We start from the raw sequence: 15,071 nt of genomic DNA, 5'->3' as shown, positions 1-15,071 counted from the left end.
TGCAAAGGTACGATTTTTATTGATTTATAAGTAAGTTTTTCGCTAAATCTTTTGCTTCTATAATATTGTCCTCAATAGAACAATATGTCCAACTTCCATAACGTCCAATAGAATAGATATTATTTTGAGCCAACTGTTTTTTATATTTTCCTACACTTTGAATTCCTTTTTGGTTAATATGAACATAGGCAGGATCCATTACTACAGAATGATAATCTATAAGTTCTTCATCTTTTACTACACCTATTTTTTTCAAATCTTTGAGGACCTTATGTAGGTACTTTTGTTCATCTTCTATAATAAAACTGTTAGGGAATCCCATTTCTATATATAGAGACATTTTTGAAGTACCTAAGATGTTATCATAATATCCCATACGATAGAAGCAGATTTCTTTATCAGGAATATATACCCAACTACTTTCTGTGTCAGATCCTTTTTTATTGAAACCTAAATTGAAAACTAATACTTTGTTCCAAGTAAAATATTCTTTAGTATAGGAAATATCACAAAGTTCTAATAATAAAGGAAAAGGTATAGTGGAAATTAGGTTGTCATACTTTATTTCTCGTTTATTTGTGTAAGCGATTTTGTTATGAATATCTATTTTTATTACTTTTTCGTTCAAAGAAACTTTAGTATCATCTACATTTTTATAAAGAGAATTAATATATTCAATAGCTCCTCCTGTTGGATATACAAAGTACTCATTATAGGAAGTACTTGCTTGTTCTTTAAAGTTTAAAATAATTTCTTCCTTATTAGCTTTTGGGAAAAATCTTCCCATGGCATTGGCATCTAAACTATTTAGATCACAAGCATAAAGTTTTTCATTGTAAGGAATGAGAAATTTTTCAGCAATACTTCTGCCTAATTTGGCATATACCATGTCTTTGAAAGATTCTATATTCCCATATTCATCTGCTTTGAATAAGTCATATAAACAATCTATAAATTCGTCTTTTTCAAGTTGATGTATGTTTTTCTGGAAAGGGAAATCAATATACTTACCCTTATATAGAATTTTTGTATTTTTCTTAACTTTTTTAAGTGTTTTGGGATCTATATATTTACATATTAATTCCTTTAATTTTTCATCCCTAAAATGGAAAAAATGACCAGAATAGTCCCAAACAAACTCTCCTCTTTTTATAGTTTTACAATATCCACCAATCTCATTGGTAGCCTCTACCATACAATAATCATTCTTGGTAAATGTTGCATATGAAATACCAGATACACCAGCACCTATAATTAAATCCATATTATTTTCTATATTTTAAGAAACCATTTATAGCCCAACAGCTTAAATAGTATAAACTTTTTATTAAACCTAACTTTTCAACTTTGTAATAAACCATGAACTGAGGTTTAATTACTTTCTTTTTATTTCCTGTAGTACTGCTTGCGAAAACGCGATAAGATGCTAAAATATCTTTATTTCCATAAGCTATTTTTATTTTCTTAAGTGCCTGTAGCCAAAACACAAAATCATCTCTCAAACTCTTAAGCTCTTCTTTAAAATATTGCTCTCCTATCTGTGTTTTATCATACAAAGCTGTAAGACAGGAAATAGAACATGTTTTTAACAAATCAGTATAAGTTACTGTTTTTGGTACAATAAAAGGGTCTAGTTTCTTTTCACCTTTTTCATCTATTCGTCTATAAGAAGAAAATACTAAAACGGCATTTTTCTCTTTTAAAAAATTAAGTTGTTTCTCTAAAAAATTATTATCCCATAAGTCATCAGTATCAAGAAAACAAATATATTGCCCAGCTGCATTTCTAAGGGCATTATTTCTTGCAGCAGCTGATCCAGCATTGGGTTGATTGATTAGTTTTATTCGTTTGTCCTTTTGAGTATATTCTTTTACAATCTCAGCACAATTATCTTTTGATCCATCATTTACAATAATCATTTCCCAATCACTATATGTTTGGGCAAGTACAGACTCAATAGTTTGTGCAACATATTTTTCTGCATTATACATTGGAGTAATGATAGATACTAAATGTTGTTTCATCTTTATTTTTTTAATAGATTTATCAGTTTACTAATACAATTTTCGGCTTTTAATATAGAATTTTTTACTTTATTATGAACAGCATAATTAAACGACTCCTCAATGCTTTCAATATTCAAAGGGTTAAAAACAATAGAAGGTTCACATACCGCATAAGTGTAAGGTAAATTGGCTCCAATAATCTTACAATCAAATTCAATTCCTTCAATCAAACCTAACCCAAAACTTTCAGAAGTTGATGGAAAAATAATAAATTCACTCTGTTTATAATATTTCACTAAGGCTTCTTGAGAAACATATCCTAAATTTTCTATAGGATAGTTTTGAGCAATCTTGATATTAATAAAATTTTTAACTTCTGTAAAGTTATCACTTACAGTAACTATTAGTTTCCCTTTCTTATACTTATCATAAAAATTACAGAAAGCATCTATCAGGCGAAGGTGATTTTTATTAGGATAAGCATTACTTACATATAAGAAAGAATTGGGAATTTTTTCAATATTCCCAATATCTTCATTCTTTTTGAAAGACTTATAGAAAGGAATGATTTCTATTTTATTTTTGTTTTCTCCATACTTTTCTATCATTTTCTGTTGTACATACAAAGATTGCACAATCCATTTGTTAGTATTATTTTTCCATACAGAAAGGATTTTTCTTTTTAGAAAAAAAAGGAATCTATTTTTTAAAGAGAAATCTTTCTTAGAATAAGAAATATAATTTATATTCTGAAAATATGTGAGAACATCACTTTTCAATTTAATAGGAGGAGGGATATTGCCAAAACAAAACACTTTACTAAATCTATTTTTGTTTTTTTTGTAAAAATTCATTCTATCAAAAAAACCCGATTTTAAATATAGTATAACATTTGTAGATTTTACAACATATTTTTCCTTTTGAATACGCTTATCTAACAGATAAAAAATTTGCTTATCTGTTTTTTCTAATTCTTCGATGAGATAATCTAAGAGAATTTTTCCTCCTCCAGTATTTATGTATATAGCATCAATTAGTAACACTTGTAATTTTTTCTAAAATAAATTAATATCAATAAGATTTCTTTTAAGCTGTTCAGTTATTTTAGAAATATTCATTTCTTTTTGTATAGAATCAAAATCAAATGACAAATCTTCCTTTCTAATTGTTTTCAAAATTGTAGCCATTTCTTCAACTGAATTAACTAAAAAGCCAAAACGTCCAAATTTTCTAAAAATATATTCAAAATAATCATTTTTAATAGCTAAAATGGGTTTTCTCATATTTATTGCATCCATAATAGCGCCACTAGCTATTAATTTATAGGAAGTTTTAGGGTAAAAAAATAAGATAATATCTAACTTTTCTATTCTTTCTTCTAATTCATTTCTTGGGATCATATTTTTTCCTCTATTTTTAGGGATATCTATTTTCATAGAATCAAAAATATATGACTCATAGAAGATTCTTCCTGTTATAGAAAAGTCCACTTTATCAGGACCTATCAGATTATATAATTTAAAAAAGTCTTCTCCTCCTTTTATTTTCGAAAAAGTGCCAACTGTTCCAATTTTTATTTTCTTATTATTAAATGGAAGTTCTGAGTTTTCTTTTCTTCTAAAGAAATAAGAATGGTCTATAGAGATAAAAGATTTTGAAATATTATTAGGAATTACACTCTTTATATTTGATAATATAGAATCCCCCATTACTACAAATTTTATTTTAGGGTGCATTTTTATTTGTTTATTTAAGAAAAAATTTTTTCCAAAATAAGTCAGAATTGTATTTAGAAGTCCATATTGTTTTGTATCAGATATTAGGAACTCCATTTCACCATGACAAAATATAAGGATATTCCTATTAAAAAATTTATTGAAAAAATTTATACTTCTTACAGAAAATAAATTATTATAGTTAAATACTAAAAGATCATTTTTTCTACTAGAAATTATGAAGTATAAATTGTAAAAAAAACTTAAGCAAAATGTTAAAAATGCACGAATACCAGAGTGGGTTGTGATTAGATATAGATTTCTTTTTCTAACGTTCTTAACATCAATATGGTTTTCTTTCAAAATATTTATCACATCACTCATATTTCTTTTTTCGCCAGAAAAAATAATATCAGAGTACAAATTGATTAACATAGCCAATAGAGATGCATTAAAAATAGCATGCATCTTATTTGTGCAGATTGTGTCTATATATTTGACCCTCATATACAATAAGTTTTTGTAAAAATCTAAATAAAAATAAAGTTATGAAAAATATGACTACTATTATCAGATTAAAAGCATATTCCCCTGCTACACCACTTAGTGTAGGGCCAACTAATAATAAATATGCTAACTCTTTATTATATTCAAATTTAATTCTTAATAAAATTCCATATATTATTAGTGATACAATGATGATAGAAAAAAGATTTAAAATAAAAGCTATTGGTGAATTATACAAAGAAAAAATTAGAATTCCTGTTGTTCCTAACATAAATGAAGAACCATCAGGAGTATCAGGTAACAGAACTTTTTCAGGAGTTTTAAAACCTCTTTTTTCATAGGAAGTACTTATAGCAACAAGCATTCCCTTTTGATAAAAATAATTATCAAATGTTTGAGCTAACAAAAAATATGTAAAAACATTATCTACTAAAATCGCACTGTTGGAAAAACTAGACATTCTTCCTATCAATTTTCCTGCAATAAGACTTTGATTTTCTATCTTTTTTTCATTACTATTCCTTATAATATCTCTTTGTGAATAAGCAAATTCCACAATAGCTGGGAAAAAAGCAATTCCTATAAGGACAAAAACGATTTTTTTCTTTATAATTCTTATAATGCTATTGAAATATTTTATTAAAAATAATAAAAAAACACTGTAAATTACACCAAAAGACCCTCTCAATATACCTATTAACAGCATTAAAAATATTGTTAAAATCAACGCTCCTTTATTTTTCTTAGGGAGTAAAAAAAACAGAAAGGATCCCCATAAAAAAGAATTAAATCTTAAAAGAATTTGTATGAAAAACTTAATAACAATAGGGGCTTCATATGGAGGCGCACCAACTCTATTTACGTCGAAAATAATAGTTGCAAATACATGTAATAATAAAATTATGTAGACAAAGTTTTTAATATATTGAATATCAATATATATACTTTTTCTTCTTTTTTCCTTTTTTTTGAAATATTTGTAAATTTTCCATTGGACCCAATAAGGTAATATGCAAAAAAAAACAATGAGGGTTAAAAAAATAAAGTCTAAATTCACTGAAACATTCAAAAAATCTCCATTATAAGACCCTACAAATATAGCATGAAGATAACTTACTAAAATGTAAAAAACATTTAAGTAGAAAATAACACGCACTCCCTTATAAGCTTCTTCCTTTTTTATCAAACTTGTACTATTTTAATTTAAAAAAATATTTTTCATATTACTTCTAACAAAGTCTAAATTATCTTTGAAAGAATATTTGAATTGTAAAAATCTTATTGGAGTTATCAAAAACTCATATAGTCCATATAACCAAAAAAACTTTGAATGATTAAGTTTAAAATAAAGTGTTTGACTATTTTGGACAATCTTTCGTTTCCAATTGGAATAACTCATACTTCCACCTTCCAAATGAATTATTTTTGTAATATTTGTGATATAATGAGAGCATCCTAATTTCATAAGTTTATACTCCATATCTGTTTCTTCATAATAAAGAAAAAAGCGCTCGTCAAATCCTCCTACCTTATCAAAACTTTTTTTTGATAAAAACATATCGGCTCCTGTTACCATATCTACTTTAGTCAGGGTGTCATTGTAAGAAAATTTTTTAAATGTACTTTTATTTGTTTTAAAAATCTTATTTAGAACTCGTAATGGATTATCAAAAATATACCTCCAAATGGTAGGGAAATCACCCCCAGAATGTATGAGATTTAAATCTTTATTTACTAAAGTACAACCTAAAACTCCTATATGAAGTTTTCCTTGATTTTCTATATAAAAATCATATAGTTTTTTAATACTATTCTCTATAAGTAAGGTGTCACTATTGAGTAAAAATAAATATTCGCCTTTAGCATATTTAGCACCAAGATTATTAGCTCTACCAAACCCTAAATTTTCATTAGGTTCTATCACTTTTACTAAAGGAAAGGTTGCTTTTATAGCTTCTACTGAATTGTCGGAGGAAGCATTGTCTACTACAATGATCTCAAAATCTATTTCTGTTGTATGATCATAAATAGATTTAAGACAATCCAAAGTAAGTTGTTTAGTATTATAATTGACTATGATGATAGAAACCATTTTTAAATTTTATGGAGTAAGGCGGTTAAACTATTGACTTGAGTTCTAGCAATTCGTTTTATAAGATTAGTATTGTTTATTTCATCACTAATTTTAAGTATAGGTAATTCTTTTACTTTTAGCTGATTGGCATATATATAAATATTAAAAAGTCTTTCCCCCATATATCCAAAAATACGTTTTTGGACAGAATTGTAATTGGTTATGTTAATCTCTTTCTCAGCAATCACTAAAACAGAAAAAAGCCATTGGCAATATCTATCAAACTCTTTCCAAGACATTAAAAACATATTATAGTGACTTAGTTTGTTATTATGATGAATAACTTTACTAAAAGCTTCCTTATATTTATCTTCACAATGAATATTAATTATTTCTTCTAATTTACGAATATCTTCACTTAAGTGATGAATGCTATAATCAATGTATAGTGGATATTTATAAGTTATTTTCTTAGGAATAAAGATGTAGCCTTTCTCCAATTCTTTTAAAACATTTTTAGGAACTGACAAATCTAATTTTGCAAAATTTTTAGAAGGAATAATCGTGCTGTGTGCTATCATATTCCCCTGCTTATGAAAATCAAAATATCTCCTATAATGGCAAAGTCCAATATAATCTACATTTTTTAAATTCTTCCAAGCCCAATAGATACCTGTAAGTTCACAATAACTTTGGTTTTTTTCACTTATGTTATCTCCAGTATTGTCACCTTGTACTCCTAAATCTGTATTAGATATAGCCTTACCTACTTGTATAGGTAGATAAGGTGATTGAGTTGCCATTACATCTTTTTTATGGCAACAAACTAATACTTTAATATTTTTATCTTCACTCATAAGTCTATTATTTTTTTTCTTCTAATATAGATATATGCTATTATAGAAACTAATGACTCTACAACTACATTGGTAGCTGTAAGTGTATATAATGATATAGAATGGAATCCATAAAGTGTCAAAACGATTAATGAATAAGAAAAAGCTGATAAAAAGACAATTCTTGTGAAAACTTTATTATATCCAAAAGGTAACAAGGTTAATATCATTAATACGTTGCTTATTCCTATGATAGGTACTGTTAGGAATAGTATTCTTAATACTATTTCATTCCCTCCAAAGTAAGCTACAATCTCATTTGAAAATAAAAAAACCATTAAATATAAAAAACTATTCATAAGAATTGAACCTTTGAGAACTTTCCTTAAAAAAGAACCATTCTTCTCTAAAGATATTTTAGGATATAAAACCTGATTAATCATTCCCTGAGGAACTTTTCCCATATTAGTAATTTTTTCAGCTAAATCATAATAAGTAACCTCTCGCATACCCAAAAAATGACCAATAATAATCTTATTGGCATTTACATATATCTGAATAGAAATATTAGATATAAATAAATGGTATGATGATTTTATATATTCAATAAGTGTTTTTAAAGGAACTCTTATTAATTGTAATTTGTATTTTCTATATAATAAAGAGAAACTAATAATTCCCGCCAAAAGAGCCCCAATTCCATTCAGCAAAGGGAAAAATAAATAGTCATCAGGTGATTTTATAAATACAAAAATCATTCCTATAAACAAAACACGTATTCCAAAATTGATAAAAGTAATATATTTCATTTCTTCTATTCCCTGAAAAAACCAAGTAGGAAATAGAATTTCATTGAGACATATCCAAAAGGATAAATAGTATAAGCTATAATCCATTTTGGAGGTATAAAACATATAACATGATATTAATAATAATGAAAGTATCAGAAATAATGTTTTGATAATAGTCACTGCACTAATAATTTCACTCAACTTTTTAGGGCTATCTCTATGTAAACTAACGTCTCTTGCTGCAGTGAAATTAAAACCAAAAACAACTAAAATATTAAAATAAGTAACTACAGCCTGTGCAAATACTACAGTTCCATACATCACCTCTCCTAAAGTTTTTACCAAATAAGGATAAGTAATTAAAGGAGTAATTAATGAGAGTATTTGTAAAAAAGACAAATAAGAAAAATTTTCAATGAGCTTTTTATGTTGTTTTAGTTTATCAAATACCATCCTATCAGCTATTTATTGTTTTTACTCTCTGTAATGCTGAAGCAATTACTTGATGCATATCATAATACCTATATTCTGCCAATCGTCCTCCAAAAATAACATTGGTCAAAGTAGAAGCTTTCTCTTTATACTTATTATACAACTCTTGATTAGCTGTATTATTTATAGGGTAATAGGCTTCTTTTTCTCTATCCCAATTCTGAGAGTATTCCTTGGTAATAACTGTATGTTTTTGTTTGCCAAATTCAAAGTGTTTATGTTCCACAATCCTAGTGTAGGGCGTTTCAGCATCAGTATAGTTCATCCCTGCGCATCCCTGGAAGTTTTCCATCTCTAAAATTTCTGTTTCAAATCTCAAAGAACGATATTCCAGTTCACCAAAGCAATAACCAAAGTACTCATCAATTTTACCAGTATATACAACAGTGTTAGCTATATTATCATAATAGCTCTTATTTTTAAGGTAATCTACTCCTGTTTTGGTTTCAATACCTTTGAGCATATTCTCTATAATAACATTGTATCCCCCTATAGGAATACCTTGATATCTATCATTAAAATAGTTATTGTCAAAAATATAACGCAAAGGTAATCTTTTGATAATAAAAGAAGGTAATTCTGTTGCTGGTCGTCCCCACTGCTTCTCTGTATATCCTTTGATAAGTTTTTCATATACATCTCGCCCAACTAATGAAAGAGCTTGTTCTTCTAAGTTTTTAGGAGAAGAAATACCACTTTCTTTAATCTGTTTTTCTATAATTTGTTGAGCTTTTTCAGGTGTGGTAACTCCCCATAATTGGTAGAATGTATTCATATTAAAAGGCAAACTATACAATTTACCCTTATAATTAGCTACAGGACTATATATAAAATGATTAAATTCAGCAAACTGATTTACATAATTCCAAATATCTTTATCATTAGTATGGAAAATATGTGGTCCATATTGGTGAACTTGTATTCCCTTTATCTCTTTACAATATACATTTCCTCCTAAATGTTCTCTTTTATCAATAACTAAACATCTTTTTCCTTTTTTAGTCATTTCACAAGCGAACACAGCTCCAAAAAGCCCAGCTCCAACAATTAGATAATCATATTCTTTCATTACCAAATATTATTTCTCAACCCTTCAATGAATTCCTTTATATGTCTCTTGGCTTTCCAACCCAATGCTTCTGTTTTTTGGGTAACTACTTCAGCGGTCATACGGTTTCCCTTACGTTCGGGAAGCATTTGTATCTCACCTCCAAATAACTTCGCTATCTCTAAAACAGTATAAGTTTCGGGACTTCCTATACCAAAACCATCTCCATTACCTTTTTCTCCTACAATAAGTAATCCAGATACTATATCCTCAATATGAGTAAAGTTACGTTGTTGCGTACCAGGGCTTACTACAGTAAGGGGTTCTCCTTTCTTCATTTTTTCAGTAAAGAGTGCAATAAGGGTTGCATATTTACCAGTGCGGATCTCACGCTTACCATAAACATTGTAAAAATAAACAATAGCATACTCTAAACCATACCAATTACCATAGTTTTTCACTAACTCTGTGTTGGACGATTTACTCCAAGCATAAGGACTTTGATCTTTACCTATACCTCCATCACCAAACTTAGTGCTACTGCCCGCATATACCAACTTACACTTATGTTTTCGACAGAATTCCAATACTTTAAGAGTACCTATTTTGTTAAATAATAATACTTTATCTATATCATCAAAACTCTGTTCTACACGAGAATATTCCCCCAAGTGATAGACAAGATCAGGGATAAAGTCGATCAGTTCAAAGATATGTTCGGTACTCCCTTCTATATAAGTGACACCTTCTACATGGTTTTCTCGACTTCCTGTAAAATAGTTGTCTAATGAATAAACCTGATTGTTAGGGTTTTGAGCTAAGGCCTCACAAAGATTAGAACCAACAAAGCCTGCCCCTCCAGTTACTAATATTTTCATGTTATCTATTACCTGATTAAACTCCTATTTGTATATATTCAAACCCTTTGTTAGGTAAATCAAAAGCATTATACTGATTGCGTCCATCAAAGATTACCTTTTCTTTTAGTAACTTGCCGATCTCTTCAAAATCAGGTACACGGAACTCTTTCCATTCGGTAAGGAGAAGGAGGGCATCGGCTCCTTTGAGAGCATCATATTTACTTTCTACATAAGTTAGCTCAACACCTTTTAGGTAACATACTTTGGCTTCATGTACAGCTTTAGGGTCATAGGCTTGTATCTTAGCGCCTCGTTTTACTAATTCCTTGATGATATAGATAGCAGGAGCTTCCCGCATATCATCCGTTTCTGGTTTGAAAGAGAGCCCCCATACAGCAAAGGTTTTTCCTGTAAGGTCTTCTCCATATTTTTTTATCACTTTTTGTGCAATGACATATTTCTGACGATTATTGACATTGTCCACAGATTCTATAAGCTCAGCTTTGTAATTGACTTCCTCAGCCAATTTCTTTAGAGCCAAAACATCCTTTGGAAAGCATGAACCTCCATATCCACAGCCAGGATAGATAAAACTGTAGCCAATACGACTGTCTGACCCTATCCCTATACGTACTTTATTCACATCAGCACCTACACGCTCACAGATATTGGCAATCTCATTCATAAATGAGATTTTAGTGGCTAACATAGAATTGGCAGCATATTTGGTCATTTCAGCCGAACGAATGTCCATTGCGATAAAGCCATCATGTTGCATAAAGAAAGGTGCATAGAGAGCCTTCATTTGGCTTAATGCATAGTCGCTATCAGCCCCTACTACAACTCGGTCAGGTTTCATAAAATCTTGAATAGCTTTACCTTCTTTGAGAAACTCTGGGTTGGATACTACATAAAACTCATGAGAGACACCTCGCTTATCCAAGGCTTTCTGTACAGTAGTATGTACCTTATCAGCAGTACCTACAGGTACAGTCGATTTATCTACAATGATGAGCTTTCCCTGCATGGTCTCTCCAATGGATTGTGCTACAGAAAGTACATATTGTAAGTCAGCAGAACCATCATCTCCCATAGGAGTACCTACAGCAATAAAAGCAATCTCAGCATCTTTGATGGCTTCACCTATTTCTGTTGTAAAAAATAAATTCTTATTAGCTACATTATTGAGTACCATGGCCTCTAACCCTGGTTCATAGATGGGGATAATTCCCTTTTTTAGATTTTCTATTTTTTCTTTATTGACATCTACACAAGTAACTTTGTTGCCCATTTCAGCAAAACAAGTACCTGATACCAAACCGACATAACCGGTTCCAATAACTGCTATTTTCATGTAAAAAATATTTTTGGCAAAGTTACAAAAAATGTTTTAATAGATAGGGGTGAGTGTTGTTAAATTCACTAAAAAGAATTATATACTCATAATCTCAGCTATACGGATAAGATCTGGATCAAGCTTGCTCTCTCCTCCTTTAATGGCTTTTTCTAAAGGGGTGAGATCAATCTTGTCATTATTGATACCTACCATATAGTTAGACTTACCTTCGAGGAGAGATTCCACAGCTTTTACCCCCATACGGCTCGCCAATACACGGTCAAAGCAGGTAGGGGCACCGCCTCGCTGGATATGTCCCAATACAGTGACACGAATATCGTAATCGGGGTTTTGCTTTTCTACATATTTTTTAAGTTCGAAGACATTCTTTCCTGTAGTGTCTCCTTCGGCAACTACAATAATATTGGACATTTTTCCTTTATTGTGGTTGATCTCTATCTCGCTTACAAGTTCTTCCAAGGTGCTATGTTGCTCAGGAATAAGGATTTTTTCGGCACCTCCTCCTATACCAGAGTTCAGAGCGAGGAAGCCAGCATCACGCCCCATTACCTCGATAAAGAACATACGATTGTGGGAACTGGCGGTATCACGGATCTTGTCGATGGCTTCTACTACGGTATTCAAGGCTGTATCATAACCTAAGGTATAGGTAGTCCCATAGATATCGTTGTCAATAGTACCAGGGATTCCCATGACAGGAAAACCAAATTCTTGATTGAAGAGAAGAGCACCAGTGAAAGATCCATCTCCACCAATAACTACTAAGGCATCAGCTCCGGCTGCAACAAGATTTTCATAGGCTTTCTTACGGCCTTCAGGAGTGCGGAAATCCTTAGAACGTGCTGATTTAAGAAAAGTACCTCCTCGGTTGATGAGATTGCGTACACTACGAGCATCTAAGGGAGTAAAGTCATTCTCTATCATTCCTTGGTAGCCTCGGTATACTCCTAATACTTCTATATTGTGATAGACAGAGGTGCGTACTACTGAACGTATGGCGGCATTCATCCCTGGAGCATCTCCTCCTGAGGTGAGGACGGCTATTTTTTTTATGTTTGTCATAATCGTTATAATTGGTATTATTTATTGGGGCAAATTTACGGAAAAAATCTATAATAGCCCCAAAAATAAAAGTTTTTTCTCTATTTTTTATATCTCTGTGGTAGTCAGAGGGTTTATTCAGAAGCAAACTGCATATTGTACAGGTTTTTATAGTATCCGTTGGGAATTTCAAGTAGCTGTTCATGAGTACCTTCTTCTACGATATTTCCTTTGTTCATGACAATGATCCTATCGGCCTTGCGAATGGTGGAGAGGCGGTGGGCAATCACAATTGAAGTACGCCCTTGGGTGATCTTCTCTGTAGCTTGCTGTAGGAGCTTTTCCGAATGCGAGTCCACTGAAGCGGTAGCCTCATCAAGGATAAGAATTTTTGGCTTGTGTACATAGGCACGCAGGAAGGAAATCAGTTGTCGCTGTCCGGCAGAAAGTACAGCTCCTCGCTCCTTCACATCAAAGAGATAGCCGTTGGGCAGCTGTTCTATGAAGTCGTGAATGCCTATTTCCTTAGCTGCTTCTTTGACCTGTTCTAAGGTGATGTTCTCATCTCCTAAGGTGATGTTGTAGAAAATACTATCGGCAAATAGAAAGACATCTTGGAGGACAACGCTTATCTGTTTGCGGTAGTTTTCCAGATTATAGTCGTTGCAATCCACCCCATCTATGAGTATTTTTCCAGAATTGGCCTTATAAAAACGAGAGAGGAGCTGTATCACGGTGGATTTTCCTGCTCCAGTAGCCCCGACAATGGCTATAGTTTCTCCTTGTTGGGCAGAGAAACTGATTCCGTGAAGTATTTCTTCTTCTTTTTTGTAACCAAAGGTAACCTTGTTAAATTGAATATTTCCTTCTATGTCTCTGCAGATACCTCCTTGAGCATCTTCTTGGTTTTCCTTGCCCTCCTCCATAATATCAAAAACACGTCCGGCGGCAACCATCCCCATTTGTAGTACAGTAAACTTGTCTGCAATATGGCGCAGTGGACGATATAGCTCCTGAACCAATTGGACAAACATAAAGATTACCCCCAGACTGGCCATTTCATGGTGGGCAACTTGTAAGCCTCCATACCAAATAACCAAAGCAATAGCAATAGAACTTAATATTTCAGCAATAGGAAAGTAAATAGAGTTCTGGAGGATATTGCGCAACCACGCTTTTTTATGTTTTTCATTAATCTCTTGAAAGGCTTTGTACTCCTGCTCCTCTCGGGTGAATAGTTGGACAACTTTGATTCCTGTGATGCGTTCCTGTACAAAAGAATTCAAGTTGGCTACCTCTCGACGGATGTCTGTAAAGGCAGCTTTGCTCGCCTTCTGGAAGAGATGGGTAGCATAAATGATAATTGGTAAAGTCAGGAAAGTAAGGAGTGATAATTTCCAATCAGTCAGCAACATCAGGGACATAATCAGTAGCATTTTGAGGATATCCGAAATAATCTCAAAAAATCCTGCACTGAAAATCTCTCCAATACGTTCTAAGTCATTCACTGCACGAGTAATCAATACTCCTACAGAGGATTGGTTGTGGTACTTCATATTGAAGCGAAGCATTAGAGAGAATAACTTCTTTCTCATGTCATAAATCACCATTTGTCCTATCCATCCTGAGTAATAAGCAAAAGAAATCTGAGAGATAATTTCTGATAGGAGAATCCCCACCAAGAGCAAACTGGCATATAATAAGCCTTCGTAGTCCTTGGGAACAATATAAGTATTGATAATTTCCTTGGAGATATAAGCCCTCAGAGAACTTGCTCCTGATATATAGATGGATAGGAAGGCTACTAAGGCAAATATCCATTTGTATGGTTTGGTGTAGCTAAAAAGTTTTTTTAAGATACTGAAATCGTTGGCTTTAGTTTTTTGTTGAGACATTTTGTTTGTATGATTATCTAGTAGAGTAGCTCGAGTCCTTACTTATCGGTGTGCGAGCATATCTGTATGGTATTTAAGGCTATTGTTATGTGCTTCTAAGGTTCTGGTATAGAATTAAGGATCATTTTTTATATTAGTTACAGCATATAAGTTTCAGCATTTTTTACACAGAAAAAGGTCAAGCTAGATAAATATATGCTTTTTCATACTTATGTGGTAATTAAAAAAAGAGTAGCTTTTTCCCCATCAAAAATCGTTCCAAAAAGGTTATTTTTAGAATTGTTTTTTCTTTTTGATAAATATTTTTCTGATAAGCAAAAATACAGCTATTAAGAATAATAAATGATGTAAAGGATCCATCATTATTAAAGGAAATCCTTCTGAGATGTCGAACATACGATCACTATAATCAGAAGGGGACATACGAATATTCTCGAACATTTCTCCGA

General features: G+C 31.4%; 13 protein-coding genes. All 13 read right to left on the bottom strand.

The features are described 5' to 3' along the window. Positions 1-16 precede the first annotated feature (16 nt). The 13 genes from CAPGI0001_RS06855 to CAPGI0001_RS06795 all read right to left on the bottom strand — a co-directional run bounded on the left by CAPGI0001_RS06855 (position 17) and on the right by CAPGI0001_RS06795 (position 14,622). The gene (locus CAPGI0001_RS06855; RefSeq protein ID WP_002668367.1) at positions 17-1,264 is read right to left on the bottom strand and encodes a protoporphyrinogen/coproporphyrinogen oxidase; all 1,248 of its coding nucleotides are present in this window, start codon (positions 1,262-1,264) and stop codon (positions 17-19) included. A gap of 1 nt (position 1,265) precedes the next feature. After that, positions 1,266-2,024, bottom strand: a complete 759-nt coding sequence (locus tag CAPGI0001_RS06850) for a glycosyltransferase family 2 protein (RefSeq protein WP_002668550.1) — start codon at positions 2,022-2,024, stop codon at positions 1,266-1,268. Between the two features lie 2 nt (positions 2,025-2,026). Further along, a complete protein-coding gene (locus CAPGI0001_RS06845; protein ID WP_002668512.1) occupies positions 2,027-3,049 on the bottom strand; it encodes a glycosyltransferase in 1,023 nt (340 codons plus the stop codon). Between the two features lie 12 nt (positions 3,050-3,061). Further along, positions 3,062-4,189, bottom strand: coding sequence for a glycosyltransferase family 1 protein (locus tag CAPGI0001_RS06840; RefSeq protein WP_248601307.1), 1,128 nt, complete (start codon positions 4,187-4,189; stop codon positions 3,062-3,064). Between the two features lies 1 nt (position 4,190). Then, positions 4,191-5,414 carry an oligosaccharide repeat unit polymerase gene (wzy, locus tag CAPGI0001_RS06835; RefSeq protein ID WP_002668371.1) on the bottom strand — a complete coding sequence of 408 codons (1,224 nt, stop codon included), beginning with the start codon at positions 5,412-5,414 and terminating at the stop codon, positions 4,191-4,193. 12 nt (positions 5,415-5,426) lie between these two features. Then, positions 5,427-6,320: a glycosyltransferase family 2 protein gene (locus CAPGI0001_RS06830; RefSeq protein WP_002668197.1), complete on the bottom strand. Its 894-nt coding sequence runs from the start codon at positions 6,318-6,320 to the stop codon at positions 5,427-5,429. A 2-nt stretch (positions 6,321-6,322) separates the two neighbouring features. Beyond that, positions 6,323-7,159, bottom strand: coding sequence for a DUF4422 domain-containing protein (locus CAPGI0001_RS06825; protein WP_002668193.1), 837 nt, complete (start codon positions 7,157-7,159; stop codon positions 6,323-6,325). Continuing rightward, positions 7,156-8,382, bottom strand: a complete 1,227-nt coding sequence (locus CAPGI0001_RS06820) for an oligosaccharide flippase family protein (protein WP_002668392.1) — start codon at positions 8,380-8,382, stop codon at positions 7,156-7,158. The genes CAPGI0001_RS06825 and CAPGI0001_RS06820 overlap by 4 nt, the downstream gene beginning before the upstream one ends. Before the next feature lie 4 nt (positions 8,383-8,386). Further along, the gene (gene glf / locus CAPGI0001_RS06815; RefSeq protein WP_002668284.1) at positions 8,387-9,490 is read right to left on the bottom strand and encodes a UDP-galactopyranose mutase; all 1,104 of its coding nucleotides are present in this window, start codon (positions 9,488-9,490) and stop codon (positions 8,387-8,389) included. Then, positions 9,490-10,347 carry an NAD-dependent epimerase/dehydratase family protein gene (locus tag CAPGI0001_RS06810; RefSeq protein WP_002668062.1) on the bottom strand — a complete coding sequence of 286 codons (858 nt, stop codon included), beginning with the start codon at positions 10,345-10,347 and terminating at the stop codon, positions 9,490-9,492. Before CAPGI0001_RS06810 ends, glf begins: the two co-directional genes overlap by 1 nt. 16 nt (positions 10,348-10,363) lie before the next feature. Continuing rightward, positions 10,364-11,683: a UDP-glucose dehydrogenase family protein gene (locus CAPGI0001_RS06805; RefSeq protein WP_002667996.1), complete on the bottom strand. Its 1,320-nt coding sequence runs from the start codon at positions 11,681-11,683 to the stop codon at positions 10,364-10,366. A 78-nt stretch (positions 11,684-11,761) separates the two neighbouring features. Then, positions 11,762-12,748, bottom strand: coding sequence for a 6-phosphofructokinase (gene pfkA, locus CAPGI0001_RS06800; RefSeq protein ID WP_002668029.1), 987 nt, complete (start codon positions 12,746-12,748; stop codon positions 11,762-11,764). Positions 12,749-12,861: 113 nt separating this feature from the next. Further along, positions 12,862-14,622 carry an ABC transporter ATP-binding protein gene (locus tag CAPGI0001_RS06795; protein WP_002667991.1) on the bottom strand — a complete coding sequence of 587 codons (1,761 nt, stop codon included), beginning with the start codon at positions 14,620-14,622 and terminating at the stop codon, positions 12,862-12,864. Positions 14,623-15,071: the final 449 nt, after the last annotated feature.

Source organism: Capnocytophaga gingivalis ATCC 33624, assembly GCF_000174755.1.
Lineage (GTDB): Bacteria > Bacteroidota > Bacteroidia > Flavobacteriales > Flavobacteriaceae > Capnocytophaga > Capnocytophaga gingivalis.
The sequence above is the reverse complement of the archived record's forward strand: the minus strand, read 5'-3'. Positions and strand labels throughout refer to the sequence as shown.

What these genes read in the sequence shown, in the direction of transcription:
- CAPGI0001_RS06855 (WP_002668367.1), bottom strand. Translation starts at nt 1,264, where the DNA reads ATGGATTTAATTATAGGTGCTGGTGTATCTGGTATTTCATATGCAACA.
- CAPGI0001_RS06850 (WP_002668550.1), bottom strand. Translation starts at nt 2,024, where the DNA reads ATGAAACAACATTTAGTATCTATCATTACTCCAATGTATAATGCAGAA.
- CAPGI0001_RS06840 (WP_248601307.1), bottom strand. Translation starts at nt 4,189, where the DNA reads ATGCATGCTATTTTTAATGCATCTCTATTGGCTATGTTAATCAATTTG.
- CAPGI0001_RS06830 (WP_002668197.1), bottom strand. Translation starts at nt 6,320, where the DNA reads ATGGTTTCTATCATCATAGTCAATTATAATACTAAACAACTTACTTTG.
- CAPGI0001_RS06825 (WP_002668193.1), bottom strand. Translation starts at nt 7,159, where the DNA reads ATGAGTGAAGATAAAAATATTAAAGTATTAGTTTGTTGCCATAAAAAA.
- CAPGI0001_RS06820 (WP_002668392.1), bottom strand. Translation starts at nt 8,382, where the DNA reads ATGGTATTTGATAAACTAAAACAACATAAAAAGCTCATTGAAAATTTT.
- glf (WP_002668284.1), bottom strand. Translation starts at nt 9,490, where the DNA reads ATGAAAGAATATGATTATCTAATTGTTGGAGCTGGGCTTTTTGGAGCT.
- CAPGI0001_RS06810 (WP_002668062.1), bottom strand. Translation starts at nt 10,347, where the DNA reads ATGAAAATATTAGTAACTGGAGGGGCAGGCTTTGTTGGTTCTAATCTT.
- CAPGI0001_RS06805 (WP_002667996.1), bottom strand. Translation starts at nt 11,683, where the DNA reads ATGAAAATAGCAGTTATTGGAACCGGTTATGTCGGTTTGGTATCAGGT.
- pfkA (WP_002668029.1), bottom strand. Translation starts at nt 12,748, where the DNA reads ATGACAAACATAAAAAAAATAGCCGTCCTCACCTCAGGAGGAGATGCT.
- CAPGI0001_RS06795 (WP_002667991.1), bottom strand. Translation starts at nt 14,622, where the DNA reads ATGTCTCAACAAAAAACTAAAGCCAACGATTTCAGTATCTTAAAAAAA.